The organism is Actinocrinis sp. (assembly GCF_035938995.1).
Classification (GTDB): Bacteria; Actinomycetota; Actinomycetes; order Streptomycetales; family Catenulisporaceae; genus DASZGI01.
Map to the genome: position 1 here is coordinate 1 of NZ_DASZGI010000064.1, position 22,994 is coordinate 22,994.

Consider the following 22,994-nt stretch of genomic DNA (forward strand, 5'->3'; position numbering starts at 1 on the left):
GTCTTCGGGGCAGCCGGGCTCGCCGTTGTCGTCGGGATAAGCGCCGTCGCCGGAACCCCGGTCCTTGCGGTCGTCGTCGGGTTGAGCCAGATCGGGATCGCCATCGGCTGGCAACGCACGGCCGGTGCGCCTAAGCGCTACCTCACCATCGGGCTCGTCGCGTTGATCGGCCTCGCCGCCTCCGCGATCGCCTACCGCCTGGACATCGAGCATGCGCCGGGCGCGATAGCCACCGCCGTCGGGGTCGGCTTCGTGCTGCTCGCCGCCGACCAACTGATGCACAAAGAAGCTGACACAGCGCCAGGCCCGCACCGCCTCGAGGCACTAGCCGCCGCCGGTGCCGGGGCTGCATTCGCTGCCCTGCCGGCCGGCTACCTCGTCGCCCAACGCCAGGACTCGAAACTGACCGGCGCCTGCGCGCTCGCCGCAGCCGTCGCGGTCCTGTGCTCCGCGCTGGTCGGCGGGGGAACGCGCGCGATCGGGGTGGTCGCCGCCGCAGGCGCGGGCGCAGCGGTCGGCGCACTGACGGCGCTGAGCCTCGCCTCCGCCGCGGGCGCGAAAGGGGGCGCCATCGGCGGAGTGGCCGCCGGGCTGCTCGCGGCCGTCGCCGCTCGCATCGCGGACCGGCTCGGCACGGAGGGCGCCGACGTCCGGATCAGCTCCCAGACATTCCCGATGGCCTTCGCCGCCGTTGGAGCGGCGATCGCGGCTTCGGTTGTGCGCTAAGGGTTTTGCGCTAAAGGGCGGCGTTATGCCACCAACTGGTCACGAACTCCCGCTGCTCCCTCCCGCTATCCGGCTGAGCGGTTACGCTCGATTTCGTGACCGCGCCGAACCCGGAGAACTCCGATCGCTACTACGGTTACTCGGGCTACCCGGAGCAGAATCCGGTGCCCCCGCCACCGCCTTCCTATGCCTATCCCGCCGACGCCGCGCCGGCCGGACGTCCACCGCGTCCACGACGCCGCGGACGGCGCTGGATCATCGCGCTGGTGATCCTGCTCGGGCTGCTCGTCGCCGCCGACCGGATCGGCGTCGTGGTGACCGAGAACACCCTCGCCTCGCAGATCAAGAAGGATCAGAACCTGTCCCAGACGCCCGGCGTCTCGATCGACGGGTTCCCCTTCCTCACGCAGGTGGTCTCGCGCGACTTCCCGCACGTGACCGTCGACATCCGCGGCCTCGTCGCTTCGGGCGTCCCGATCTCGGACATCCACGCCGACCTGAACGGCGTACACGTTTCGTCCGGCTACAACAGCGCGACCGTCGACAACCTGACCGCTACTGCGATCCTCAGTTACTCAGACCTGTCCAAGGCAGTCAGCAACCAGGTGCAGAACATCGGCACCGTCACGGTGAGCCAGGGCTCCGCCGGGCAGTTGAAGGCTACCTACAGCCTGCTCGGCGCCTCGGTCTCTGCCCAGGTCGCGGCGACCCTGCTGCCGGGCAACACGATCGAGCTCAAGTCGGCCGGCGTCGACGCGGGAGGGCTGGGCAGCCTGGTGCAGGCAGTCACCCCGACCAGCTTCGACGTCAAGATCCCACTCGGCACGCTGCCCTTCGGCATCCAGCTCAAGAGCCTCGTCCTCACCTCGACCGCCGCGGACATCATCGCGACCGGCCACAACGTCGCGCTCAGCCAGACCACCGCGACCCAGACCCAGTAGCCGAGTTCGAAAGGTCAGGCCCCTAGCTGCCCGACACGACGAGCGTCGCCTTCATGAACGGGTGAACGGTGCAGTGGAACGGGTAGGAACCGGCCGTCGTCGGCGCCTTGAAGCTTGCCGTGCCACCTGCGGGGATGGTGACGTCGAAAGCGTTGCCGGAGTCTGCGGTCACCGTGTGCTCGACCGAGTCTTTGTTCGTCACCGTGACGGTCGCCCCAGGGGCCACCGATTTCGGGACGCTGAACGCGAATCCCGAGATGGTGATGGAGTCGGCGCTGCTCGACGGGGCCGTCGCGCCCCCGGACCCGGGCGGCGTCGAACTGGTGGCCGCGCCCGGCGGGGTACTTCCGGAGCCCGAACTGGAGCAGGCGGCCGCGCACGCGAGAAACGCAGCCGTGACGACGGCGCCCATCATGCGCGAGGATCTGTTCATGCACTGGACACGGATGCGGCCACGCGCCGGTTCAGCGGGGGATCCCGGCGGCCCGGTTGAACGGACCGACGATTCCGCACGTGTTTTCAATGTGGCGGCGGAAACCGAAGTCCTCGACGAGTCAGCGCTGCGTGTGCTGTACGCCGAGCATTCGGGTCCCGTCCTGGCGTACCTGCTCAGGCTCACCCGGGACCGGGCGCGGGCTGAGGATCTGCTGCAGGAGACCATGCTGCGCGCCTGGCGCAGGCCCTCCGTGTTCGAACCGGGGCGCGGTTCGGTGCGGGCCTGGCTGTGCACGGTCGCGCGCAACCTGGTGGTGGATGACGCCCGTGCACGCGCGGCCCGGCCGAACGAGACCGAGCTGACCGACTACACCGAGGGACCCGACGAGGGGGACGACCCCTACGAGGACACCCTCCGGGCGTGGGAAGTCGCCGACGCGCTGGCCGCACTCAGTGCCGAGCACAGAGCCGTGCTTATCGAGGTGTACTACCGGCGGTCGACCGTCGCGGAGACCGCCGCCGCGCTCGGTATCCCGCCCGGAACCGTCAAGTCACGTACCTTCTATGCCCTTCGCGCCTTACGCCTCGCCTGTCAAGAAAGGGGGATCACGCCATGAACAGTCACAGTCACCGTGTTCCCCGCTGTACCCGTGCATACGACCCGCGACTGCGGGAGGCGGTGGGCGCATACCTGCTCGGCGGACTCGAGCCGGCCGAGGCCGACGAGGTCTCGTTCCACCTGTCCGAGTGCGAGAGCTGCCGGTCCGAGTACGCCGAGCTCGCCGACCTGGTGCCGCTGATGGCTATGGTCACCGAGCAGGAGGCGGTATACGGTCCGGTACGTCCGGAGCCGGCGGTCCTCGGCCGAGTGCTCGCCAGCTCGCGGCAGCAGTCCGCGGAGGCGACGCACGCGGAGCGCCGCGTCGCTCGCGACCGTCCCCGACGTACCAGGCTCGCCCTCGCCGCCGCCTGCGTGATCCTGGCCGCGGCCGGTTCGGCGGTCGGGGTGAGCATGTCCACGCACGCCGCAACCTCGACCGCGTGGAGCGCGACAGTCGTCGTGATGAACCCGTACCACGCGAGCGCCGCCGACGACATCAAGGCGATCGCGGACGTCACTCCGGCCACCTGGGGCTCACGGATCAGCCTGAAGATGGAAGGCGTGCCCAAGGGCTACAAGTGCTCGATGGTCGTGTGGGGTGCCGACGGGCGCACCGAGCAGGCCGGGACGTGGAACGCCCCGTCAGGCGGATCGTTCACCATCCCGGCCACGTCGTCCTTCTCTCCGGACCGCGTCTCGGCGATCGACGTGACCCTGCCCGACGGCACGAACCTGATGCACATCACGCATCCGTAGGGACGCGTCCAGCAGCCCCGCCCTCTCCATCAGCCCGCCTACAGTCCATTCCAGTCGAAGGTGTCGTACGGGTGGCTGTCTGAGCAGGCGTGCGGCAGGTCTGGGTGAGCGCCACGGTGAAGTCGGCCGGGTGATTAGCGCGTGCGGTCATACAGCGCGCACATCGCGCCGGAGTCAGTGGTCGATAGGTCGGCGAGTGTCCAGTCGCTGGCCGGTAGGCCGTCTTCGAAGAGCCGAGCGCCGCCGCCGGCCACGGCCGGCACGAGCGGCGCCGGACCCCGGGATGGATCTGCCCGGCGCGATCGCGCTTGCGCAGCGGGCCCGCGGACCGCGTCGCCGCCCCTCGACCGGTTGGGGCAGCCTGACCCCGACGGAGCAGTCGGTCGTCGAGCTCGCGGCACAGGGCCTGAGCAACCCCGAGATCGCGGCGCGGCTCTACATCAGCCGCGGCACCGTCAAGACGCACCTGGCCTACGTCTACGCCAAGCTCGGCGCGGCCAACCGCACCGACCTCACGCGGCTCGCCACACTGCGCGACCAGTTGCGCTGACCCAGCACCGCGATGCACCGGGACGCCTACCAGCGGTTTCACGGAATTCGGCCGAATCGCGATACATTTGTGAGACAGACGTCTCGCGATGTGGGACATTCGTGACAGGTCACACCCGCGTTACCTAATATCGACGGCATGAGGCCCCAGGCAGAGCTGACCAAGCGCCGCGCCGTGGATCTGTGCCGCGTCGCCGCCTGTCTGTGTTGTCGCTGACCTCGTTCTGAACGGCTCGCCGTTCCGCGCGGCTGTCGAGCCCCTGCTCGCCGCGCACGCCCTCGAAGAGCTCCCGGGCCGCAGTGCGCCCGCCGGGCCCGAACGAACAAGAAGCAGCGTCCACGCGAATCGGCACCACAACGCCCTGGAGGAAGAACTCATGAGCCGCACCGACGTCCTGGTCGACGCAGACTGGGTGGAGGCGCACCTCGACGACCCGCACGTCGCCATCGTCGAGGTGGACGAGGACACCGCCGCGTACGAAAAGAACCACATCCGCAACGCGATCCGGATCGACTGGAAGAAGGACCTGCAGGACCCGGTGCGCCGTGACTTCGTCTCGAAGGAGCAGTTCGAGGCGCTGCTGTCGGAGCGCGGCATCGGCAACGACGACACCGTCGTGCTCTACGGAGGCAACAACAACTGGTTCGCCTCCTACGCTCTCTGGTACTTCAAGCTCTACGGCCACCGGGACGTGAAGCTGCTCGACGGCGGCCGCAAGAAGTGGGAGCTGGACTCGCGCGATCTGGTCGAGGAGATCCCCACCCGCGCCGCCACCAGCTACACCGCCCAGCCGCAGGACCTGACGATCCGGGCCTTCCGGGACGAGGTCGTCGCCTCGATCGGAACGAAGAACCTGGTGGACGTGCGCTCCCCGGACGAGTTCTCCGGCAAGCTGCTCGCACCCGCCCACCTGCCGCAGGAGCAGTCGCAGCGCCCGGGCCACGTGCCGACCGCCAAGAACATCCCGTGGTCGAAGGCGGCCAACGACGACGGCACCTTCAAGTCGGACGACGAGCTCAAGGAGCTGTACGAGACCGAGGGCGTGGACCTGTCCAAGGACACCATCGCCTACTGCCGCATCGGCGAGCGCTCGGCGCACACCTGGTTCGTGCTGCACGAGCTGCTCGGCCAGCCCAACGTGAAGAACTACGACGGCTCGTGGACCGAGTACGGCTCGCTGGTCGGCGTGCCGATCGAGCTCGGCGCCTGATCCGCGCGCACGCGCAAGCAGCGAAGGAGAGCAGCGACATGTGCGGTGCTACCACCGGCGGTCTGTCCAGGGAGGGAATCGACGTGGCCAAGGAAACGATCATCGAGGGCGCGATCCAGCGCGACGGCACTCCGGTGACCGGGTACGTGCGCCTGCTCAACGCGGACGGCGAGTTCACCGCCGAGGTGCCCACCTCGGCGACCGGCGCCTTCCGGTTCTTCGCCGCTCCGGGGACGTGGACGCTGCGCGCCCTGGTTCCTGGCGCCACCGCCGACCGGGCGGTCGTCGCCACTCAGGGCGAGGTGGCCGAGGTCCTGATCGCGGTCTGACCGGACCGGGACCGATCCGGCGGCTGGTAGCCGGCCAAGCGGGCGCAGGTCAGTAGACCAGCGCCTGGACTCCGTCCTCCAGCACTTCCTGCACGAAGACCTGCGCCCCGGCGATCCTGACGCCGGGGCGCAGGTCTTTCTCGGTGATCTCGCGGCGCGCGGCGCACTGCGTGCACAGGGTCACCGTGCCCCCGGCGGCAACCGCCTCGAGCAGCTCGCCGAGCGGGGCGGCGTGTGGCAGCTCGAACTGCTCGGCCCGGCCCGGCAGCGCGAACCACGCGGACTCGCCGGTCAGCCACAGCGACACCTCGGCGCCCGACGCCACGCCGACCGCCGCGACGGTGAACGCCTGGGAGCAGCGCTCCGGCGCGTCGGCTCCCGCGGTGACTTTGACGATCAGTTTTCTCACCATGCCATGAGCTTATTTTCTCAGCAGGCCCCGGGCGTAGCGAGCGTCACAACAGCGCGCAGGTGAAGGCGGTACGGTCCCCGAGGGCCGTGCCCATAGACTGACGGCACGGACTTAGGCCCCCCGCAGCGGGCCTGTCCCACAGACGCCGCTCCCGGACCCGGCCGAGGGCGATCAAGCACAGGAGCGCACCGACCGTGGAGACTTTCTTCACCGCCCTGCTCGTGGTGGTCTTCCTGCTCGTCACCTGGTTCGCCGGGTTCGTCGTGGTCAAGCTCTTCAAGGGCCAGAGCCGCTAGGCGCCCGCGATGCCCTTCGAGATCCCAGACGACTTGGACCCGGCGCTGCTCCCGGTGGCCTTCCTGCTCGGCCGGTGGGTCGGCGCGGGGCTCGGCCAGTACCCGACGATCAAGGACTTCCGCTTCGGGCAGGAGGTCAGCTTCGGCTACGTGCCGGGCAAGACGTTCCTGGATTACGAGTCGCGGTCCTGGCTGCTCGACGAGCAGGGGGAGAAGATCCGGCCGCTGGCCCGCGAGCACGGTTATTGGCGCCCGCAGCCCGACGGCACCCTCGAGGTGGTGCTCGCCCACCCGACCGGCATCGTCGAGATCTGGCACGGCGAGCTGGACAACGGCAAGATCGAGCTGCGCACCGACGCCGTCGCCCGCACCGCCACCGCCAAGGAGTACTCCAGCGGCCACCGGCTCTACGGCCTGGTCAAGGGCGACCTGCTCTGGACGTTCGACATGGCGGCGATGGGCCAGCCGCTGCAGAACCACCTCGCCGCGCAACTCAAGCGGACAGACGGCTAGCGGCCCGGTAGCGCGACCAGCCGCGGCCGGGTCGGATCGGCCCGGGTCAGACTTACACTCGGGGTGTGAGCAGCAGTGGCGCGCAGGCCGACCTGACCAGGCAGCTGCGGGCGAAAGGGTACCGACTGACCCCCGCCCGCCAACTGGTGCTCAGCGCGGTGACCGGCCTGGAGCACGCGACGCCCGACGCGATCTGCGCGGAGGTCCAGCGCACGGCCAGCTCGGTGAACCTGTCGACGGTGTACCGCACGCTCGAACTGCTGGAAGAGCTCGGCCTGGTGACCCACACCCACCTGGGCCACGGCGCGCCCATCTACCACGCGGCAGCCGAGAAACAGCACCTGCACCTGGTCTGCCGGGTATGCGGCGAGGTGGAGGAGACGTCCGCGTCCGTCGCCGATCCGCTGGTGGCGCGGCTCAAGCAGGAGCGCGGGTTCGAGACCGACGTCGCGCACTTCGCCATCTTCGGCCGCTGTGCCCGCTGCGCCGCTACCGACGGCGAACCTGCGCGATGAGCTCAGGGAACAAGCCCCGCGACATCGGAGTTGCCACGACTATGCGTAGTCCCCTGCTCGATCTGCCGGGCGCCGTCGCCGCCGATCCCCCGGACGAGGAGGTCGCGGCGCACTACGGCAACCCGCACACGGAGCAGCGCGCCCTGGCACAGGGGCGCGGATTCGTCGACCTGTCGCACCGTGGCGTCGTCCGCATCGGCGGGAAGGACCGTCTCAGCTGGCTGCACTCACTGCTCAGCCAGCACCTGATCGAGCTGAAGCCGCACACCGCGACTGAAGCATTGCTGCTCGATCCCCAAGGGCGCATCGAGCACGCGCTCTACCTCGTCGACGACGGCGAGGCGACTTGGGCGCACGTCGAGCCCGGCGCGGCCGGTCCGCTCGCGGAGTTCCTGAACCGCATGAGGTTCATGCTCGACGTCGAGCCCGAGGACGTCACCGCGGACTACGCGGTCGTTTATGAAGCCGGCGCCGACACATCCGAATCCGCCTCCGTCGAGTCGCCCGACGGCGCGTCAGACTCGTCCGCCATCCTCGCTCGCCGCCCCGCTCCCTTCGTCGACTCCGCCCCCGGCCGCGAACTCTTCCTCCCCCGCGCCGGTCTGGCCGATTACGCCGCCGCCCGCCGTGACCCGGCCGGGATCTGGGCCTACGACGCGCTGCGGATCGCGTCGCACCGCCCGCGCGCGGGGTTCGAGACCGACGCCCGGACCATCCCGCACGAACTGGGTTGGATCGGCAGCGCGGTCCATCTCGACAAGGGCTGCTACCGCGGCCAGGAGACCGTGGCCCGGGTGGAGAACCTGGGGCATCCGCCGCGCCGCCTGGTCTTCCTGCACCTCGACGGCACGCCCGAGCACCTGCCCGCGCACGGCGATCCCGTGGAGCACGACGGCCGCCAGGTCGGCACTGTCACCTCGAGCGCGCGGCACTACGAACTCGGCCCGATCGCGCTCGCCCTGGTCAAGCGCACGGTACCGGTTGACGCCGTGCTTCAGGCCGGCGGCGTTCCGGCGGCGCAGGAGGTCATCGTCTCTCCGGACGCGGGTGGCACCGCCCGCGAGCGTTTGCGCGCCCGCTGACGCGCGATTCCGCACCGCGTTCGCCGCGCCACCCCCTCGGCAGTACCCGAAGGGCGGCTCAACGCTCGATGATGCTCATCCAACTGGGTGACACTTGCACCGAACCCGGCGATCAGGACATCCCGCATGCAACGATGCACAGAGCCCGGCGGCCATGCCGGGCCCGAGACCCGGGGGAGCGACCTCCCCCGAAGCTCCGTGTGGGGGTTCGATGACCGAACCGAGACGCCGCGAGCAGACACCCGGGAGTTCGCGCCGGCTCGACCGGGTTCTGGCGGCCGGATTCACCTCCGGCCTCGGCACACTGCCGCTCGCCGAACTGCGCGGGCGGCGGGCCGACGCGCTGGCGGAGGAGGGCGACCTGTCCTACCTGCGCCGCGTGCTGCACGGGCGGATCGACATAATCGCCGCCGAATCCGCCCGCCGCACCGACGCCGACGCCGGCCCGCTGGTCAACCGCCTCACCGAGATCCTGGCCGACGCGCCGCCCGCCCGGACCGCCTCCGCCCGCCATGTCGCGCTCGCCCGCACCGCGCCGCCCGGCGAATACCGGGTCGCGTTGGAGGCGAGGCTGCGCGAGCTGGCGGTGCCGGACCTGGGCGACTGCCCCGAAATGACCCTGCGGTCGGCCGCCGCGGCGCTCGCCGACTACGAGCGCGAGGTGTCCGATTTGCGGCACAAAGTCCAGCGCGCCGCCGACGAGTGTGCCACCGAGCTCGCCCGCCGATACCGTGTGGGCGAGGCGGCCGTCGACGACCTGCTCGTCGGGGAATAAGGGACCGGCCGCCTCGTCGTACGAGAGCGGAGAATCGGCGCCCCATGTCCATCGCGAACACCCCTGCCCGCGTGCCCGTCGGCGCGCGCCCTGCCGCCGACGAGGTCCTGGCCGAGATAGTCCGGTCCGGCTTCGTGGAGGGAGTCCATCGGGGCACGCTGGTCCTGCTCGGTGCGGACGGTTCGGTCCGCCTCGCGCTCGGCGACGTCAACGCACCGCTGCTGCCGCGCTCCTCCAACAAGCCGATGCAGGCGGCCGGCATGCTCGACGCGGGCCTCGAGGTCACCCGCGAACAGCTCGCCCTGGCCGCCGCCAGCCACGCCGGCGAGCCGTTCCACATCGACACGGCCCGCAAGATGCTGGCCGCCGCCGGGCTCGACGAGACGGCGCTGCGCAACACACCCGGGCTGCCGCTCGACGACCCGTCGCGGCTCGCCTACGAGATGCGAGGCGGCAAGCCGCAGGCCATCTTGGCCAACTGCTCCGGAAAGCACGCGGCGATGCTCGCCACCTGCGTGCGCAACGGCTGGGACATCGAGAACTACCTCGACCCCGGGCACCCGGTCCAGCTGTCGATACGTGCCGCGATCGAGCGCCTGGCCGACGAGGAGATCGCCTACGACGCGATCGACGGATGCGGGGCTCCGCTGCTCGGAATCTCCCTGGTCGGCCTCGCCCGGGCGTTCCGCGCGTGCGTCACCGCCGAGCCCGGTACCAACCCCCGCCGCGTCGCCGACGCGATGCGCGCCCACCCCGAGTACGTCGCCGGAAACAGGCGGTTCGACACCAAGGTCATGCGGGCGGTCGCCGGACTGATCGCGAAGACCGGCGCCGAAGCGGTCCACGCGGCCGCGCTTCCCGACGGACGCGCCGTCGCCTTCAAGATCTCCGACGGCTCGACCCGCGCCAAGCCGGTCGTCCTCGCGGAAGCGCTGCGCCGCCTCGGCGTTCGTTCGGAAGCCCTCGACCGGCTCGGCACCGTCCCCGTCCTCGGCGGCGGTGAGGTCGTCGGCGCCGTCCGGATCGCCGACTGGTAGGCACCCTCGCCGCCCCACGACTTAAGACGACCGGCCATCTTCCCTCGCCGTCCCACGACTTCAGACGACCGGTCAGCTTCGCCAGTCGCGCCAGTCGCCCAGCGGTCCGGTTGGCCACCCTCATTCCTCGACGCTCGCCCACCGTTAAAACGACCAGTCGTCTCGCCATCCTCATCTATCGCAGCTAAGACGACCGGTCGTCATCCCTCCAGCGTTCGGCCGTTCACCAGCGATCAGCTCAGTCACCGGTATCAGATTCAAAACGACCGGTCGTCTTGCCATCGCCACCCAGCCGTCGTCCTGTTGGCCGCCGCCTGTCACAACTCGGTATTGGCTGCTTCCCTATTGCGCAAAGAAATCTTTGCAGAATTCCCTTTGCGATACGGTGGGAAGATGAGCGACCAGTCGCCGCCCCGCGCCCGCGGGGGCACCGGGCTGCCGAGCCCCGCGCCCGGCTGGGTCGATCCCTGCCACGACGTGGTGCTCACGCCCGAACGGCTGCGCGGGCTCGTCCACCCGGTGCGCATTAGGCTGCTGCGCCTGCTTCAGGTCGACGGGCCGGCGACCGCCACCGGGCTGGCCCATCGGATCGGCGAGTCCAGCGGCGTGACCAGCTATCACCTGCGGGTGCTTGCCGAGCACGGGTTCATCGTCGAGGACACCGCGCGCGGCAACGGCCGGGACCGATGGTGGCGGGCGCTGCACCATGCGACCGAATTCACGTTCCGGGTGCCCGGCGAGTTCGATCCAAGCGACACCGAGACGGTCGAACTCGCCGAACAGTACCTGCACATTGCCGTCGAGGGCTACTACCAGCGGATGCTCGGGTACGTAGATGGGCTCGCAGCCGCACGCGAGGAGTCGCCGTCGCGGCCCTGGCAGTTCAGCGACTGGGCGCTGCGGCTCAGCGAGGGCGAAGCACGCGCGCTCGCCGAGGAGATCAACGCGCTCGCCGCCCGGTACCGCCGCGAACCGGGAGACCCCGATCCGCAGCCAGGAACCGTCCGCGCCGTGCTCCAGTTCCAGCTCCTGCCCGACGAGATCGCGGAACCGAGCTCGTGACCGGGATCGAGCAAGAGAAGGCCGCCGCGTGGATCCCGCCCGCCCGCTCCCACGCCCACGACGCCGTACCTGCTGACTCACACTCGACCGCGTCAAGCTCAGTCGGCTCAAGCTCGGGCGCCTCAAGCTCGGGCGCCTCGAGCTCGGTCAGCTCGAACTCGACCGCCTTAAGGTCAGTCGACTCGCACTCGGGCGCCGTATTCGCTGTCGCCTCAAGCTCGGTCGACCTCGCCGCCGCGCGCGCGGGCACGGCTGCTCCGGTCGTCGCCTTCGCCCGTCGCCCCCTCGCCGCCCTGCTCTCCGCGTCCCTCATCTCGCTGCTGGGCACGGCCATGTCGCAACTGGCCATCCCCTGGATGGTGTTGACGACCACCGGAAGCGCGGCGCGGACCGGGACGGTGGCCTTCGCCGAGACGGCGCCATACGTCGCTCTGCAAGCGCTGGCCGGACCGCTGGTCGACCGCCTCGGCGCACGCCGGGCCTGCATCGCCGGAAACGCCGCCGCCGCACCTGTCGTCTGCGCGATCCCGGCGCTCTACGCCGCCGGCTTGCTGCCGCTGGGCGCCTTAGCGGCCCTTGTTGGCGTCGCCGGTGCTGTACGCGGGCTGGCCGACTGCGCGGCCAACGTGCTTGTGCCCGGTGCTGCGAAGGTAGGCGGCGTCCCGCTCGAACGCGCCGCCGGGCTGTCAACCGGCGCGGGCCGCGCTGGCCTGGTCCTCGGCGCCCCACTCGCAGGCATCCTCATCACGGCTGCCGGAGCCCCGGTCGTCGTGCTCGCCGACGGGATTACCTTCGCCGTGGCGGCGCTGCTGATCGCCGCCCTCCTGCCCACCGAGATCGCCGCGCCCGCGACGGCGCCGAGCGACCGTGGATACCTCGGCCAGCTCGGCGAAGGACTGCGGTTCATCCGCACTGACCGGCTGTTGGTCGGCATCATCGCCATGGTCGCCGTCGCCAATCTGTTGGACCAAGGGCTCAGCGCGGTGCTGCTGCCCGTCTGGGTCCGCTCGCATCTGCACAGCCCCTCCTCCCTCGGACTGATCGCCGGTGCCATGGAGATCGGCGCGCTGATCGGCAACATCGCAGGCGCCTGGCTCGGCCCTCGCCTGCCCCGCCGTGCCACGTACTCGGTCGGCTGGCTGTTGAGCGGCGCGCCGCGGTTCGCGGTCCTCGTGCTGGCCGGGACGCTCTCGCCGATCCTGGCCGTCTTCGCCTTCGTCGGGCTCTCGGGCGGCGCGATCAATCCGATCATCGGCGCGCTGTCGTACGAGCGCGTCCCGCCGCACCTCCACGCACGCGTGCTCGGGACGATCAAGGCCAGCGCGTGGATCGGCATCCCGTTCGGCTCGCTGATCGCGGGAGCGCTCACGGAAACGGTCGGGCTCCGGGCGACCCTCATCGCGGCCGGCGCCACCTACTTCGCCACGACCCTCGCGCCGTTCGTGTCCCCGACCTGGCACGGGATGGACCATCGGCCCCCGCCTGCACCACCTGGTCCGGTGTAGTGCAGGCAATCGGGCCCTTCAGCAACCCGGAGAGCGTGTAATCTTGGTCTGCCGTTACATCAGGCATCGGAGTCGACTTGAAGGAGGTGAGCCCCATTTCCGCTCGTTCAGGCAGGGTGCTCTCCTCCTGCGGCTGCGTGGTCCGCCAGCAGTAGGCGGATCGGGAGAGCGCCCGTCGGGATCCCGAAAGGCGTTCATGTCCACTGCAACATCCCCAGACGCTTCGTCAGACTTCTACTCCGCTCTCGTCACCGCGCTACGCGCAGCCGGCTGTGTCTTCGCCGAAGACGAGGCGAGCCTCCTCATGGCGGCCGCGGAGACCCCCGCCGACCTGGCCGCCATGGTCGACCGACGCATCGCGGGCCTGCCCCTCGAGCACGTCGTCGGGTGGGCCGAGTTTTGCGGCCTGCGCATCGCCGTCGAACCCGGCGTATTCGTACCCCGACGCCGAACCGAATTCCTTGCCCGCCAAGCCATCGCCCTCGCCCGCCCCAGCAGGGTCGTCGTCGACCTTTGCTGCGGCTCAGGAGCCGTCGGCGCGGTGCTCGCGTCGACCGTGGCAGGGATCGAACTTCACGCCGCCGACATCGATCCGGCCGCAGTCCGGTGCGCGCGGCGCAATCTGGCCGACGTCGGCCGCGTGTATGAGGGCGACCTGTTCGCGCCCCTGCCTGACGATCTACGCGGACGTGTCGACGTCCTCGTCGCCAATGCGCCTTACGTACCCACTGGCCAAGTAGCCCTGCTCCCGCCCGAGGCCCGCATCCACGAACCGCGCGTGGCTCTCGACGGTGGCATGGACGGTCTCGACACCCTGCGCCGGGTCGCCGCATCAGCTCCCGCCTGGCTCGCACCGGGAGGCCACCTGCTCGTGGAGTCGAGCGAGCAACAGGCGCCGGACATCGCGGCAGTGATGACTCGTGGTGGCCTGAGTGCGAACCTGGCCAGTTGCGACGAACTGGGAGCCACGGTTGTCATCGGCGCGAAGCCCGAGGCGTGACTTCAGGATGACCTCGGCGCACTCGGTGATGTGCAGAGCGTCTGCCGCTCGGGCTGCGTTCCACACGGCGCGCCCGAGAGTCGGGCGGACTCCCGGCGAAATCGGCGCGCTCTCTCCAGGCTTGACGCCCAAGCCTATGAGTGGTTTATTACTCACATGACGCCCGCCCGCACCCGCCAGTTGTCTACAGCCGAGGAGCGCCGTGAGGCCGTGCTGCGCACGGCGATCGGTACCTTCGCTGCCCGCGGCTACTTCGGCACCACTACGACCGAGGTCGCGAAGGAGGCCGGGATCTCCCAGGCATACGTCTACCGGCTCTTTCCCAACAAGGAATCGCTGTTCGTCGCGGTCGTCGAACGGTGCTTCGTCCAGGTCCGCGCCTGCCTGGAACAGGCCGTCGCCGAGGCGCGGGGCGGCAGCGCCGAGGTGGTGCTCGCCGCCATGGGAGACGCCTACGCCAAGCTGATCACAGACAACGACCTGGTGCTCGTCCAGTTGCATGCGCAGGCGGCGGCCGTCTCCGAGCCGGCGGTGCGGGAGGCTGTGCGGCGGGGTTACGCGCGTGTGGTCGAGTACGTGCGCGGCGCCTCTGGGGGCGACGAGCACCAGGTCCAGGACTTTTTCGCGCGCGGCATGCTGTGCCACTTGATCGTGTCGATGAGTGCCGACGAGGTGGACGCCCCGTGGGCCAGGACCCTGACTGCAGACATCAGGCACTACTGAACCCGCGGTCGGCTCGCTGCGGGCGGCGACGAACGACAGACGGTCCCGCGTCCAGCATCGACACCTCGTCGATCACGATCATGTGGACCTGGGTCCCTCTTGGCGGGGCGCCACGCTCCGCCCTTCTTTCGAGCTTAAGAGTGAGTGGCTAACCACACACATCAAACTAGATGGCATACACCGGAGGTCTGAGATGACGATCGAAGAGCGCGTCGAAGTGGTCCTGCCCGGCATCGTGGAGCCCGCCGGACTGGAACTGCGCCGCGGCCCGGTCCCGGCGCCCGGCCCGGGACAGGTGGTCGTGCGCATGGAGGCGACGGGTGTGTCGTTCGCCGAGCAGCAGATGCGCCGCGGCCGCTACTACGACCAGCCGCCGTTCCCGTTCGTTCCCGGATACGACGTGGTCGGAACGGTGCAGGCAGTCGGCGGCGAAGTCCGGCGCGATCTCATCGGCGCCCGGGTGGCCGCGCTGACGAAGACCGGCGGCTGGGCCAGCCACGTCGTGCTCGACGCGGCCGATGTGGTCGAGGTGCCTGAAGGGCTCGGAGCAGCTGAGGCGGAGACCGCCGTCGTCAACGGCATCACCGCCTGGCAGATGCTGCACCGCAGGGCCCGCGTGCGCAGCGGACAGACGATCCTCGTGCATGGAGCCAACGGCGGCGTGGGCTCGATCCTGGTGCAACTCGCACTCGCCGCCGGGGTACGGGTCATCGGTACGGCTTCCGCGCGCCACCACGATGCGCTGCGCGCCCTAGGAGTGACGCCCGTCGACTACCGCACCGAGGACATCCCGACACGCGTACGGGAACTGGCGCCCGGCGGCGTGGACGCAGTCTTCGATCACGTCGGCGGCCGAAGCCTGATCGACTCCTGGCACCTGCTCGCCTCCGGAGGCACACTCGTCTCCTACGGCAGCGCCTCCACCCGCGACGACTCAGGCTCCAAGCAGTGGCCGGTGCTTAAGCTCCTTGGGCGCGTGTGGATGTGGAACGCCTTGCCCAACGGGCGCCGCGCCTACTTCTTCAATGTCTGGGCAGGCAAGGCCCTGGCGAAGAATCGCTTCCGCGCGCGCCTGCGCGCCGACCTGACGCAGGTCTTCACCGCCATGCGCCACGGCGACATCCGTGCAGCGATAGCCGCACAGTTCCCCCTCGCCCAGGCCGCCGACGCCCTGCGTCTCGCCGAGTCCGGCACGGTCAGTGGCAAGGTCATCCTCGTCCCGTAGCACACCGCCACTGACCAGCCGATTAAGCGTAGAGCTGGCAGTGAGTCGGACGACCTTGCGACAGCCTCTCCATACGTGAGAGATTCAGCGCGAACTGGCGAAGGCGATCACCGTAACCTGCAGCGCAGTGGCCAATTGCAGACCAATCTGGCGATCCTTTTCAGATCTATATGGCGACTTTGCGGCTTGAGCCGTGGGGCTCGGACCACCTGGCACTTGGTCGCCGTTGGAGCAGTGGCTGGACGTGTGGTCTCGTATCGCCTGGTTCGGCGCGGGGGTTGCGGGGCCGAACGGCCCGCGTGGGCCGGGGCCGCGCCGAGCGCGAGCCCGCCGCCGTTGCGTCTGTACTTGCCGGGAATCGTGCGCCGCCGCGCCGTTGCCGATCTCGCCCCATGGTCCGATTGTGTCGGTCACAGCGTTGTCCTCAGTGCGGTCGCGCCGGGGTGAAGTTGCGGGTTTCCTCGCCCGGCGGGGGCGCCCCGAGGGTCGCTGGCCACGGGCCGTCGTAGGCGCCGGTGGCCGTGAACCCGAGCCATGCACGGGGGTCGGGTGTGCTGGGCGGGTTGGTGCTCGCCGGCTGGACCGGGCTGGCCAGCGGTGTGCCGACGAGCGGCACGGTCGCCGCGTCCGGAAGGCCGTGCTCGAGGATGTCGCGGGTGGGGGACCGGCCGCCGTCCTGGTCGGCGAGCAGAACCGGCCACCTGTTCCCGGTGCGGGCCACGGCCTGGTGGCGGAACTGCAGGGTGAAGGCGATGCCGAGGTAGGCCGCCGCCGTGTTCCCGCCCAGGCTCGGGTCGACGACTTGGCCCAGCCATGTGGTGCACCAGGCGTGCTCGATCACCGTCTGGGCGTCCGGCAGCAGGGCCAGGCCTTCCACATACGCCATGCCGTGGAGGTCCGAGAGGATCGCGGCGGCCTGGAAGCAGTGTCCGGGCAGCGCCGGGTACACCGTGTCGGGAAGCGGTGCGGGCTCGAAGACGCGGCCGTGGGCCAGGACCACCTCATAGAACGAGCCGTATCTCCAATGCTCGTGTTCGGGTCGGCAGGTGCGGTGCGACATGCTCCGCGCATACTCGACGATCTTCTGCAGATGCGTCACGGCTGCTCCTCGTCTGCGACCGCGCTGCCGTAGGTGATCCGGCCCGCTCCAGGGTCGGCCCGGGCCGCGCCTGAGCTCCTGTTCCATCCCCGCGAAGACCGGGTTTGGCAGCGGTTTTTCGCCGGGCGCATCACGCGGTGAGGGCGATGCTCAGGGCGAGGACGGCCAGCATCGCCAGGGTAAGTGCCAGTGCGGTGAGGCGACGGCGGCGGCGGGTGTGGCGCGGCCTTGTGAGCAGGCGTGCCAGGCGCGGGTCATCCCGGGCCAGGTCGCGGGCGATGCGCCGTAGCGCCTGCCGCTCGTGCTCGGTGAGCGTCACACCGCCTCCCATCATGTCGGGGTGGGTCGGGGATGTATCGGTTCGCCGTGTTCGACGCTGTTGGGCGTCAGGGTCCGCGGTGTGGGAGAGGGCTGACACGGGTCGGTCCTGCGCGCAGCAGGGGCGGGGGTATGTCGCGCCGTGACGGCGTGCTGGCGGTGATCGCGTCGGGGGCCGGTGGAGGCAGGACGGTGACGTGGATGGCGGTGCGGGTCCGGGGCGCGGCGGGTGGCGGCGGGGCCGGGGGTGGGGTGTGTCGGGTCCGGTCGTAGGCGGCGCGGCGGGCCGGGTCGTGCAGGACCTGGTAGGCGGTGGTGACGGCGGTGAACCGGGCCAGGGTGTCGCCGGGCGCGGCGGCGGTGTCGGGGTGCAGTGTGCGTACCAGGGCGCGGTAGGCGTGGGCGATCTGCCCCAGGGTCGCCGTGGTGGGCAGGCCGAGGGTGGCGTAGTGGTCGGGTCGTTCGGGACGCATGGTGTCACCTGGCGTGCTGGATTTACGTGTTCGTGCTGGTCATGCGGCGGTGGGCAGCGGTTCGGGACGCCTCGTGCGGGGGCGGGTGGTGCGCGCCGGGGGGAAAGGGGGGTGGTCCTGGCGGGGGAAGAGGGTGTGCATGCCGGTGGCTTTGAGGGCCTTGGCCAGCAGAGGGCGTACCCCGCGCAGCGCGGGCGGCTGGCGGCGGGTGCGCACCGCTTCGCGGTAAAGGGCATGCAGGGCGCGCAGCGCGGCGCCGTCGTAGAGCATCGCGCGCGAGAGGTCCACCACGAGGTGGTCGTGGCGGGCGAACTCGGCGAGCAGGCGCTCGCGCAGCGCTTCGGCGGTGGCCAGGTCCGCCTCGCCGCGCACGTGCAGCACCGCCGCGCCACCGGGGTCGGTGCTCACCGCGAACTGGAGGGCCGGGTCTGTAGTCATCGTGTTCACCTACCGGTGCTGCCGGCCGCGTGCCGTCCGCGCCTGGGAGCGGACGGCACGCAGCCGGATGCTGGAGCGGGGGCGAAAGCCGGGGCAGCAGGTCCGGCCCTCGGCCGGGGTCAGGCGGTGATCTCCTTGCGGTCCTCGGTGGAGGTGATCTCGATCTTGCGGGGCTTGGCCTTCTCGGCGATCGGGATGCGCAGGGTCAGCACGCCGTTGGTGTAGTCGGCGGCGATGTGCTCGGGGTCGAGGGTGTCGCCGAGGAACAGCTGGCGGGAGAAGGCGCCCAGGGGGCGTTCGGAGACCTGCATCTCGATCTTCTCGCCGGTGGCGACCGGGCGGCGCTCGGCCTTGACGGTGAGCACGTTCTGCTCGACGTCCAGCTCGATGGCGTCCTTGGCCACGCCGGGCAGGTCGAAGCAGGCCACGAATTGCTCGCCCTCGCGCCAGGCGTCCAGCGGCATCGGGTTCGGGCGCGACCAGGTGCCGGCCGCGGCGCTGCCCAGCAGCTGCGAGGTGAGCCGGTCCAGCTCACGGAACGGGTCGGTGCGCATCAACATGGGTGAACACCTCCAAGTCAGTCGCAACGGTGTCGACGCGCTTGCGGTTCCCGTTATAACATGTCGTCGGAAGGATGACAACTAGGCGTGTCATCGGGAAGGCTGCCATGGAGAGCGCAGGTCACGACGGTCAGAACCCGCCGACCGCGGATGCCGCGGCGTCTCTGGAGCGCATCGGCGCGGCGGTGCGCGACGCACGAACCGGCCCGGCCGCGGGCGCGCCGCCGACCAGTTCGGCGCAGTTCCTGGTCGCCCTGGCGCTGCTGCGCGAGCTGCGCGGGCAGATCGCTGCGTGGGAACCGGACCTGATCGACGCGGCCCGCAGCCACGGGGCCAGCTGGGCGCAGCTGGCCCCCGCGCTCGGAGTCGCCAGCCGGCAGGCCGCCGAACGCCGCTACCTGCGCCTGCGCCCGAGCGCCGAGGGCCAGGCCAATACCGGGGACCAGCGGGTGGCGGCCGAGCGCGACAAACGCGCCGCCGACCGCGCGGTCAACCACTGGGCCCGCGACAACGCCGCCGGCTTGCGCCAGCTCGCCGGGCAGATCAGCGCCCTGACCGACCTGCCCGCCGCCGCGGACACCCCCCTGGAAGCGCTGCGCGCGGCGCTGGGCGAGAACGACGCGGCCGACCTGCTCGCCCCGCTCGCCGACACCCTGCAGCACCTCGCTCCCGACCACCCCGCCCTGGCCGCCCAGGTGCGCGGCATGGCCCGCGACACCGCCTCGGTACGGCGCGACACCCGCGAGCGCCGCCGCGGGCCCGACACCCCGTAACAGCCGTGCACGAGCAGTCGTCTTCGCAGCGACGCCACCTCTTGTCATCTTCAGGACGACACGCTATACCGGTGGGTGAAAGCCGGATTGGGAAGATCCTTCCCGGTGGGAGGTGATGCTCTTACGATGATGCGCACCACGCGAGCGCCGGACGCGTTCATCGACCTGGTCTGCGCCGATCAGGAGCTGGTGCGGGCGGAATTCGACGCGCTGATGCGGGAGTGCTGGCCCGATGATCCGACCGGCCCGGCCCCACATCCGCCCGCCCCGCGCCTGCGCAGCACCACCACACCGGACGACACCGCGTGGGTCCCCGCCGCCGACCGCGCGCCGGTCGCCGACCACGACGGCAGCGAGCGAGCCCCGCCCCCGGCTCACCGCCGCCGCGCCATACGGCGCTGGTGAAGCGGCCCACGACCCGCAATGTCGGATCCGGTCGGCGCATCCCACGCATGGGCGGCGGCGCACATCAGGACGCACCACACGGGCGGCCTACCGTGCACGCTGCGCGGTACCCGCCATCGCCAGCCCCGGAAAGTAGGGGCGTCCCTTTGCGCCGCCGCCCGGCACGACCCCTCCCGTCCCATCCCGCGCCGGTAGCCCTCACGTCGAGGGCCACGGGCGTTGCGCCTTGACCGCTCCTCTCACCGGCCACCACGGCATCCGACGGGGAGAGGTCCGAAGAACGCACCGACAATCAACCCGAGCATCGACCGGCATCCATCAGCCCGGGTTTCCGATGAATGGCACCGAGCGAACTGGTGGGCGCCGTTCAAGGCCCCCGCAAGCGTTGGCCGACAGCCAGGACACCCAAAGGGCCAGTCACAGCGACGAGTCGGCCCTCGGCAGTAACGGAGCGAGAAGTCCCGGTAGTGCGTTCGCCATGGCGCTGACCAGAGCGGATGCGAGGGCACGCCGCGCTGTTACGCGGTTCCAGGGGTATCGAGGGCCGCACTGCGGCCCTCGAGCTGCGTACATGCCAGCTACCGGAACTCGTCCGATTACTCCCCTGGGCCGTTTCGCAGCCACCGTCTGGAAGGCCGGTCCGAGGGTGCGTGATGCCTGATGTTGCTGACCAACGCCGTGGTGGAGCACCGAGTACTCCAGGCTGCGATCGCGGCGATGCGCGCGGAAGGCCGGGCCGTGGACGACGAGGTCCTCGCGAACATCTCCCCGGTGCACGCGGAGAACGTCGACTTCTTCGGCGTGATCGACATGGACGCGGAGGGGCCGGCCAAGCTCGACGGCGAAGGCTTGCGCCCGCCACGCGTCGCCATGCCCGGGTCCTGAGCCTGCCGGCCCGCGTGGCTGGCGCGATCCAGGGCCCTGCCGTTCGTCGAGCCGGGCCCCCGGAACCCATGCCCCGACCCTGACAGCGCTCAGGCGACGGCTGTGACCCGGCGCGCTCGTTATCGGCACCGGTGCTCGTGATACCGCGCGACTACCCTGGTGTGTCTTCGTATTCGCGCAGTTCAGAGCCGTGGTGACGGGTCCTGTCGGTGCTCCCCGCGGGTGCGTCGGGCCGCCGCACCAGAAATTCTCTCGTGTCCGGGGTAGATATTCGTCGGCGATGCGGGTATCGTTCCCGGTGTTGGCGAAGAAGGAAGTCTGGTAGACGTGGCAGACACGAACTGCCCGTAGTAGTGAGAGTAGAAGGCCGGGCGCCTCGGCGGCATTCGACGCGAGGGTCTGGTGTGTGGCAGCCGACGTGCCGGGACCGTGCAGGTGAACGGGGTTCCGGCAGGGCGAAGTGCAAGGTAGGTAGCGTTCGAGGAGAAGGGAAGGGACACACCGTCAGATCGCCCGCTCCGGCTGTTGTCGCGCCGGGCGGTTACCGCAGTCCCATCGCACGAAAGGTGGTCTTCGGTCACGCTTATGCGATCCCCGCGCCCGTCGGCCTGCTCAGGCGGGTCCCGCGGGTAACGAACGCCGACTCCCAGTCGGTGGATGGTGTCAACCTAATACCCCTGGGCCCCGGTGCTACGGCACCGGGGCCCTCTACCCGTGTGAGGTGTGCTTGGAACCCAGCCGGCCCAGCGCCGACGAGAAGTTCGACGACGAGGACTACCCCGCCTACACCATGGGCCGCGCCGCGGAGATCCTCGGGGTCACCCCCGGTTTCCTGCGCAGCCTGGACGAAGCGAAACTGATCACCCCCCAGCGCTCGGCCGGCGGACACCGCCGCTACTCGCGCTACCAGCTGCGCCTCGCCGCCCGCGCCCGCGAGCTCGTCGACGCGGGCACCGCCCTGGACGCGGCCTGCCGCATCATCATCCTGGAAGACCAACTCGAAGAAGCGCTACGGCTCAACGCCGAACTACGCAACAACGCCTAAGACCCGCGAAACCCCCGCAGGCATGCCGCGCCGAGCAGGCCAGGGAAGCCACCAGGGCCGCGACTGCAGAGGCCGACTGCTCGCGCGCCACCAATCCACCCGCTACCGGCGAGCCCGGGCCGGCGGCCGCGGCGTTAGTGCCGATCAACTGGCGAGAACGCGCCCTCCAGACAGAGCATGCAGTCGACGACGAGCGACGCGCCCGGCGCGAACACGCGGTGCCCCGGCGGCCCGCCCCTCCGCCTCGGCTCGGCGCCCGGTCACGGTTGCGGCTCCTCGAAGATGACGAGGAGTCCCCAGACGACCAGGCGAAGTGCGGGCAATGAAAACGGCGATCGAGCTGGGGCCGGACTACAACCCAATCCCCTACATCCTGCCTGAGCGCATCCCGACCGGGAGACCCGCGAGGGGTTTGAGCGCTGGACACGCAGCCGCCATGCCTTCGTGCCCGCGCCCCTGCTGCCGCGCGAGGTCTACGACCTGATGACTGCGCGCCGCAAGAAGCTCTATGACCTGCACCGCACCGCCACCCACGCCAACATGGCATTCCTCGATACCCCGATGACCAGGGCTCTTGGCGAGATCTTCACGGAACGCGTCGAGAGCAACTCGGTCAAATGGGGCCCGTCCACCCGCAGCGGCATCATGGTCAACGGCGGCGGATTTCAGGGCAAGACCGAGGCGATCTGCGAATTCGGCGCAGACTTCGCCCAGTTCTGGCTCGAGCTGAACCGCCTGCGCGGGCCACTGCCTGGCACACGTGACCTTCTGATTCCCGTCGCCTACGTGCAGACCCCCGTCACCGCGAAGCCGAAGAGCACCTGTGTCGCGATCCTCGACTACTACGGCGTCAGCCTTCCCGAGCGCACCCCCGACCTTCCACGCCTGACCCGCATGGTCAAAGGCTGCCCCCAGGACAATGACACGAAGGTCTTGATCCTCGACGACATCACCCGCCTGCGTATGCACCGAGCCGACGGCCAGGACACTCTCGATCTGATCCGCAGCCTGATGAGCATGCACGTGACACGTTCCGCAGTACACACCCCCGGGCTGGTGGCAGCAGTACTTCGCACCCGGCGCCGGATTTCCGCCGTTATGGCGCCCGGAGCGACACATGCGTCGTCTCGCCCCGGTCATCCTCGCTTCCGCCGCCGAAAACTGCCCCAGCAGGCCGCAGCCGATCTGATCGACATGCCCTATGACGCATTCCTCTCCGCGAGGGCCCGAATCGTGGAGGACATGGATCTGCCAGGCCTGCGCCGATTCCTCGCCAGCGTCGACGACCTCGCGGCCTGGCTGAAC

At 70.2% G+C, this 22,994-nt stretch carries 28 protein-coding genes and 2 pseudogenes; 23 read left to right on the forward strand and 7 right to left on the reverse strand.

Annotated elements, in window-relative coordinates; all coding sequences use genetic code 11:
* Positions 1-726 (forward strand): annotated as a pseudogene (locus VGZ32_RS04120) (hypothetical protein); the annotation flags it as partial.
* 95 nt (positions 727-821) lie between these two features.
* The gene (locus VGZ32_RS04125; protein WP_326884451.1) at positions 822-1,667 is read left to right on the forward strand and encodes a DUF2993 domain-containing protein; all 846 of its coding nucleotides are present in this window, start codon (positions 822-824) and stop codon (positions 1,665-1,667) included.
* A 22-nt stretch (positions 1,668-1,689) separates the two neighbouring features.
* Here the strand turns inward: VGZ32_RS04125 and VGZ32_RS04130 are convergent, their stop codons facing one another.
* Positions 1,690-1,869: a cupredoxin domain-containing protein gene (locus tag VGZ32_RS04130; protein WP_326884452.1), complete on the reverse strand. Its 180-nt coding sequence runs from the start codon at positions 1,867-1,869 to the stop codon at positions 1,690-1,692.
* A 1-nt stretch (position 1,870) separates the two neighbouring features.
* Between VGZ32_RS04130 and VGZ32_RS04135 the strand changes: the two genes are divergently transcribed.
* From VGZ32_RS04135 to VGZ32_RS04155, 6 genes are all read left to right on the forward strand, one after another.
* Positions 1,871-2,719 carry a sigma-70 family RNA polymerase sigma factor gene (locus VGZ32_RS04135; protein ID WP_326884453.1) on the forward strand — a complete coding sequence of 283 codons (849 nt, stop codon included), beginning with the start codon at positions 1,871-1,873 and terminating at the stop codon, positions 2,717-2,719.
* Positions 2,716-3,459, forward strand: coding sequence for a zf-HC2 domain-containing protein (locus VGZ32_RS04140; RefSeq protein WP_326884454.1), 744 nt, complete (start codon positions 2,716-2,718; stop codon positions 3,457-3,459). The genes VGZ32_RS04135 and VGZ32_RS04140 overlap by 4 nt, the downstream gene beginning before the upstream one ends.
* 283 nt (positions 3,460-3,742) lie before the next feature.
* On the forward strand, positions 3,743-4,009 hold the full coding sequence (locus VGZ32_RS04145; protein ID WP_326884455.1) for a helix-turn-helix domain-containing protein: 267 nt from the start codon (positions 3,743-3,745) through the stop codon (positions 4,007-4,009).
* 138 nt (positions 4,010-4,147) lie between these two features.
* On the forward strand, positions 4,148-4,225 hold the full coding sequence (locus VGZ32_RS28990; protein WP_369015811.1) for an Ms5788A family Cys-rich leader peptide: 78 nt from the start codon (positions 4,148-4,150) through the stop codon (positions 4,223-4,225).
* A gap of 160 nt (positions 4,226-4,385) precedes the next feature.
* Complete coding sequence (locus VGZ32_RS04150) at positions 4,386-5,219, forward strand: sulfurtransferase (protein WP_326884456.1); 834 nt, start codon at positions 4,386-4,388, stop codon at positions 5,217-5,219.
* Between the two features lie 38 nt (positions 5,220-5,257).
* A complete protein-coding gene (locus tag VGZ32_RS04155; RefSeq protein ID WP_326884457.1) occupies positions 5,258-5,548 on the forward strand; it encodes a DUF1416 domain-containing protein in 291 nt (96 codons plus the stop codon).
* Between the two features lie 49 nt (positions 5,549-5,597).
* Here the strand turns inward: VGZ32_RS04155 and VGZ32_RS04160 are convergent, their stop codons facing one another.
* On the reverse strand, positions 5,598-5,960 hold the full coding sequence (locus VGZ32_RS04160; RefSeq protein WP_326884458.1) for a DsrE family protein: 363 nt from the start codon (positions 5,958-5,960) through the stop codon (positions 5,598-5,600).
* A gap of 305 nt (positions 5,961-6,265) precedes the next feature.
* Between VGZ32_RS04160 and VGZ32_RS04165 the strand changes: the two genes are divergently transcribed.
* The 10 genes from VGZ32_RS04165 to VGZ32_RS04210 all read left to right on the forward strand — a co-directional run bounded on the left by VGZ32_RS04165 (position 6,266) and on the right by VGZ32_RS04210 (position 15,693).
* Entirely contained in the window at positions 6,266-6,769 is a 504-nt protein-coding gene (locus VGZ32_RS04165) for an FABP family protein (protein ID WP_326884459.1), read from the forward strand.
* Between the two features lie 65 nt (positions 6,770-6,834).
* Positions 6,835-7,284, forward strand: a complete 450-nt coding sequence (locus VGZ32_RS04170) for a Fur family transcriptional regulator (RefSeq protein ID WP_326884460.1) — start codon at positions 6,835-6,837, stop codon at positions 7,282-7,284.
* A 41-nt stretch (positions 7,285-7,325) separates the two neighbouring features.
* Positions 7,326-8,366 carry a YgfZ/GcvT domain-containing protein gene (locus VGZ32_RS04175; protein WP_326884462.1) on the forward strand — a complete coding sequence of 347 codons (1,041 nt, stop codon included), beginning with the start codon at positions 7,326-7,328 and terminating at the stop codon, positions 8,364-8,366.
* A 211-nt stretch (positions 8,367-8,577) separates the two neighbouring features.
* Positions 8,578-9,141 (forward strand): aerial mycelium formation protein, encoded by a 564-nt coding sequence (locus VGZ32_RS04180; RefSeq protein ID WP_326884463.1) that lies wholly within the window; start codon positions 8,578-8,580, stop codon positions 9,139-9,141.
* 44 nt (positions 9,142-9,185) lie between these two features.
* Positions 9,186-10,178 (forward strand): asparaginase, encoded by a 993-nt coding sequence (locus VGZ32_RS04185; protein WP_326884464.1) that lies wholly within the window; start codon positions 9,186-9,188, stop codon positions 10,176-10,178.
* A gap of 393 nt (positions 10,179-10,571) precedes the next feature.
* Positions 10,572-11,240 (forward strand): ArsR/SmtB family transcription factor, encoded by a 669-nt coding sequence (locus VGZ32_RS04190; RefSeq protein ID WP_326884465.1) that lies wholly within the window; start codon positions 10,572-10,574, stop codon positions 11,238-11,240.
* Complete coding sequence (locus VGZ32_RS04195; RefSeq protein WP_326884466.1) at positions 11,237-12,745, forward strand: MFS transporter; 1,509 nt, start codon at positions 11,237-11,239, stop codon at positions 12,743-12,745. The genes VGZ32_RS04190 and VGZ32_RS04195 overlap by 4 nt, the downstream gene beginning before the upstream one ends.
* Before the next feature lie 196 nt (positions 12,746-12,941).
* Positions 12,942-13,745: a putative protein N(5)-glutamine methyltransferase gene (locus tag VGZ32_RS04200; RefSeq protein ID WP_326884467.1), complete on the forward strand. Its 804-nt coding sequence runs from the start codon at positions 12,942-12,944 to the stop codon at positions 13,743-13,745.
* 156 nt (positions 13,746-13,901) lie between these two features.
* Positions 13,902-14,468: a TetR/AcrR family transcriptional regulator gene (locus VGZ32_RS04205; protein WP_326884468.1), complete on the forward strand. Its 567-nt coding sequence runs from the start codon at positions 13,902-13,904 to the stop codon at positions 14,466-14,468.
* Between the two features lie 193 nt (positions 14,469-14,661).
* On the forward strand, positions 14,662-15,693 hold the full coding sequence (locus VGZ32_RS04210; RefSeq protein WP_326884469.1) for a medium chain dehydrogenase/reductase family protein: 1,032 nt from the start codon (positions 14,662-14,664) through the stop codon (positions 15,691-15,693).
* A 424-nt stretch (positions 15,694-16,117) separates the two neighbouring features.
* Here VGZ32_RS04210 and VGZ32_RS04215 read toward each other — a convergent pair whose 3' ends face one another.
* From VGZ32_RS04215 to VGZ32_RS04235, 5 genes are all read right to left on the reverse strand, one after another.
* Entirely contained in the window at positions 16,118-16,792 is a 675-nt protein-coding gene (locus VGZ32_RS04215) for a hypothetical protein (RefSeq protein WP_326884470.1), read from the reverse strand.
* A 130-nt stretch (positions 16,793-16,922) separates the two neighbouring features.
* A complete protein-coding gene (locus VGZ32_RS04220) occupies positions 16,923-17,111 on the reverse strand; it encodes a DUF3040 domain-containing protein (RefSeq protein ID WP_326884471.1) in 189 nt (62 codons plus the stop codon).
* A 67-nt stretch (positions 17,112-17,178) separates the two neighbouring features.
* Positions 17,179-17,583, reverse strand: coding sequence for a J domain-containing protein (locus tag VGZ32_RS04225; RefSeq protein ID WP_326884472.1), 405 nt, complete (start codon positions 17,581-17,583; stop codon positions 17,179-17,181).
* Between the two features lie 39 nt (positions 17,584-17,622).
* A complete protein-coding gene (locus VGZ32_RS04230) occupies positions 17,623-18,021 on the reverse strand; it encodes an STAS domain-containing protein (RefSeq protein ID WP_326884473.1) in 399 nt (132 codons plus the stop codon).
* A 119-nt stretch (positions 18,022-18,140) separates the two neighbouring features.
* Complete coding sequence (locus VGZ32_RS04235) at positions 18,141-18,581, reverse strand: Hsp20/alpha crystallin family protein (protein WP_326884474.1); 441 nt, start codon at positions 18,579-18,581, stop codon at positions 18,141-18,143.
* A 107-nt stretch (positions 18,582-18,688) separates the two neighbouring features.
* On the opposite strand from VGZ32_RS04235, the gene VGZ32_RS04240 reads away from it, so the two are divergent.
* The 5 genes and pseudogenes from VGZ32_RS04240 to VGZ32_RS04260 form a co-directional block, all read left to right on the forward strand.
* Positions 18,689-19,354, forward strand: coding sequence for an HSP18 transcriptional regulator (locus VGZ32_RS04240; protein WP_326884475.1), 666 nt, complete (start codon positions 18,689-18,691; stop codon positions 19,352-19,354).
* A gap of 126 nt (positions 19,355-19,480) precedes the next feature.
* Positions 19,481-19,759, forward strand: coding sequence for a hypothetical protein (locus tag VGZ32_RS04245; RefSeq protein WP_326884476.1), 279 nt, complete (start codon positions 19,481-19,483; stop codon positions 19,757-19,759).
* A 660-nt stretch (positions 19,760-20,419) separates the two neighbouring features.
* The gene (locus VGZ32_RS04250) at positions 20,420-20,644 is read left to right on the forward strand and encodes a Tn3 family transposase (RefSeq protein WP_326884477.1); all 225 of its coding nucleotides are present in this window, start codon (positions 20,420-20,422) and stop codon (positions 20,642-20,644) included.
* 727 nt (positions 20,645-21,371) lie between these two features.
* Positions 21,372-21,689: a MerR family transcriptional regulator gene (locus VGZ32_RS04255; protein ID WP_326884478.1), complete on the forward strand. Its 318-nt coding sequence runs from the start codon at positions 21,372-21,374 to the stop codon at positions 21,687-21,689.
* 444 nt (positions 21,690-22,133) lie between these two features.
* A pseudogene (locus tag VGZ32_RS04260) lies at positions 22,134-22,994 on the forward strand (hypothetical protein); the annotation flags it as partial.

Bases quoted from the DNA above. Each gene is read 5' to 3' on its own strand.
- VGZ32_RS04140 (WP_326884454.1), top strand. From the start codon at position 2,716: ATGAACAGTCACAGTCACCGTGTTCCCCGCTGTACCCGTGCATACGAC.
- VGZ32_RS04200 (WP_326884467.1), top strand. From the start codon at position 12,942: ATGTCCACTGCAACATCCCCAGACGCTTCGTCAGACTTCTACTCCGCT.
- VGZ32_RS04185 (WP_326884464.1), top strand. From the start codon at position 9,186: ATGTCCATCGCGAACACCCCTGCCCGCGTGCCCGTCGGCGCGCGCCCT.
- VGZ32_RS04205 (WP_326884468.1), top strand. From the start codon at position 13,902: ATGACGCCCGCCCGCACCCGCCAGTTGTCTACAGCCGAGGAGCGCCGT.
- VGZ32_RS04230 (WP_326884473.1), bottom strand. From the start codon at position 18,021: ATGACTACAGACCCGGCCCTCCAGTTCGCGGTGAGCACCGACCCCGGT.
- VGZ32_RS04245 (WP_326884476.1), top strand. From the start codon at position 19,481: ATGATGCGCACCACGCGAGCGCCGGACGCGTTCATCGACCTGGTCTGC.
- VGZ32_RS04225 (WP_326884472.1), bottom strand. From the start codon at position 17,583: ATGCGTCCCGAACGACCCGACCACTACGCCACCCTCGGCCTGCCCACC.
- VGZ32_RS04240 (WP_326884475.1), top strand. From the start codon at position 18,689: ATGGAGAGCGCAGGTCACGACGGTCAGAACCCGCCGACCGCGGATGCC.
- VGZ32_RS04175 (WP_326884462.1), top strand. From the start codon at position 7,326: ATGCGTAGTCCCCTGCTCGATCTGCCGGGCGCCGTCGCCGCCGATCCC.
- VGZ32_RS04190 (WP_326884465.1), top strand. From the start codon at position 10,572: ATGAGCGACCAGTCGCCGCCCCGCGCCCGCGGGGGCACCGGGCTGCCG.
- VGZ32_RS04235 (WP_326884474.1), bottom strand. From the start codon at position 18,581: ATGTTGATGCGCACCGACCCGTTCCGTGAGCTGGACCGGCTCACCTCG.
- VGZ32_RS04165 (WP_326884459.1), top strand. From the start codon at position 6,266: ATGCCCTTCGAGATCCCAGACGACTTGGACCCGGCGCTGCTCCCGGTG.
- VGZ32_RS04155 (WP_326884457.1), top strand. From the start codon at position 5,258: ATGTGCGGTGCTACCACCGGCGGTCTGTCCAGGGAGGGAATCGACGTG.
- VGZ32_RS04160 (WP_326884458.1), bottom strand. From the start codon at position 5,960: ATGGTGAGAAAACTGATCGTCAAAGTCACCGCGGGAGCCGACGCGCCG.
- VGZ32_RS04210 (WP_326884469.1), top strand. From the start codon at position 14,662: ATGACGATCGAAGAGCGCGTCGAAGTGGTCCTGCCCGGCATCGTGGAG.
- VGZ32_RS04150 (WP_326884456.1), top strand. From the start codon at position 4,386: ATGAGCCGCACCGACGTCCTGGTCGACGCAGACTGGGTGGAGGCGCAC.
- VGZ32_RS04250 (WP_326884477.1), top strand. From the start codon at position 20,420: ATGTTGCTGACCAACGCCGTGGTGGAGCACCGAGTACTCCAGGCTGCG.
- VGZ32_RS04145 (WP_326884455.1), top strand. From the start codon at position 3,743: ATGGATCTGCCCGGCGCGATCGCGCTTGCGCAGCGGGCCCGCGGACCG.
- VGZ32_RS28990 (WP_369015811.1), top strand. From the start codon at position 4,148: ATGAGGCCCCAGGCAGAGCTGACCAAGCGCCGCGCCGTGGATCTGTGC.
- VGZ32_RS04180 (WP_326884463.1), top strand. From the start codon at position 8,578: ATGACCGAACCGAGACGCCGCGAGCAGACACCCGGGAGTTCGCGCCGG.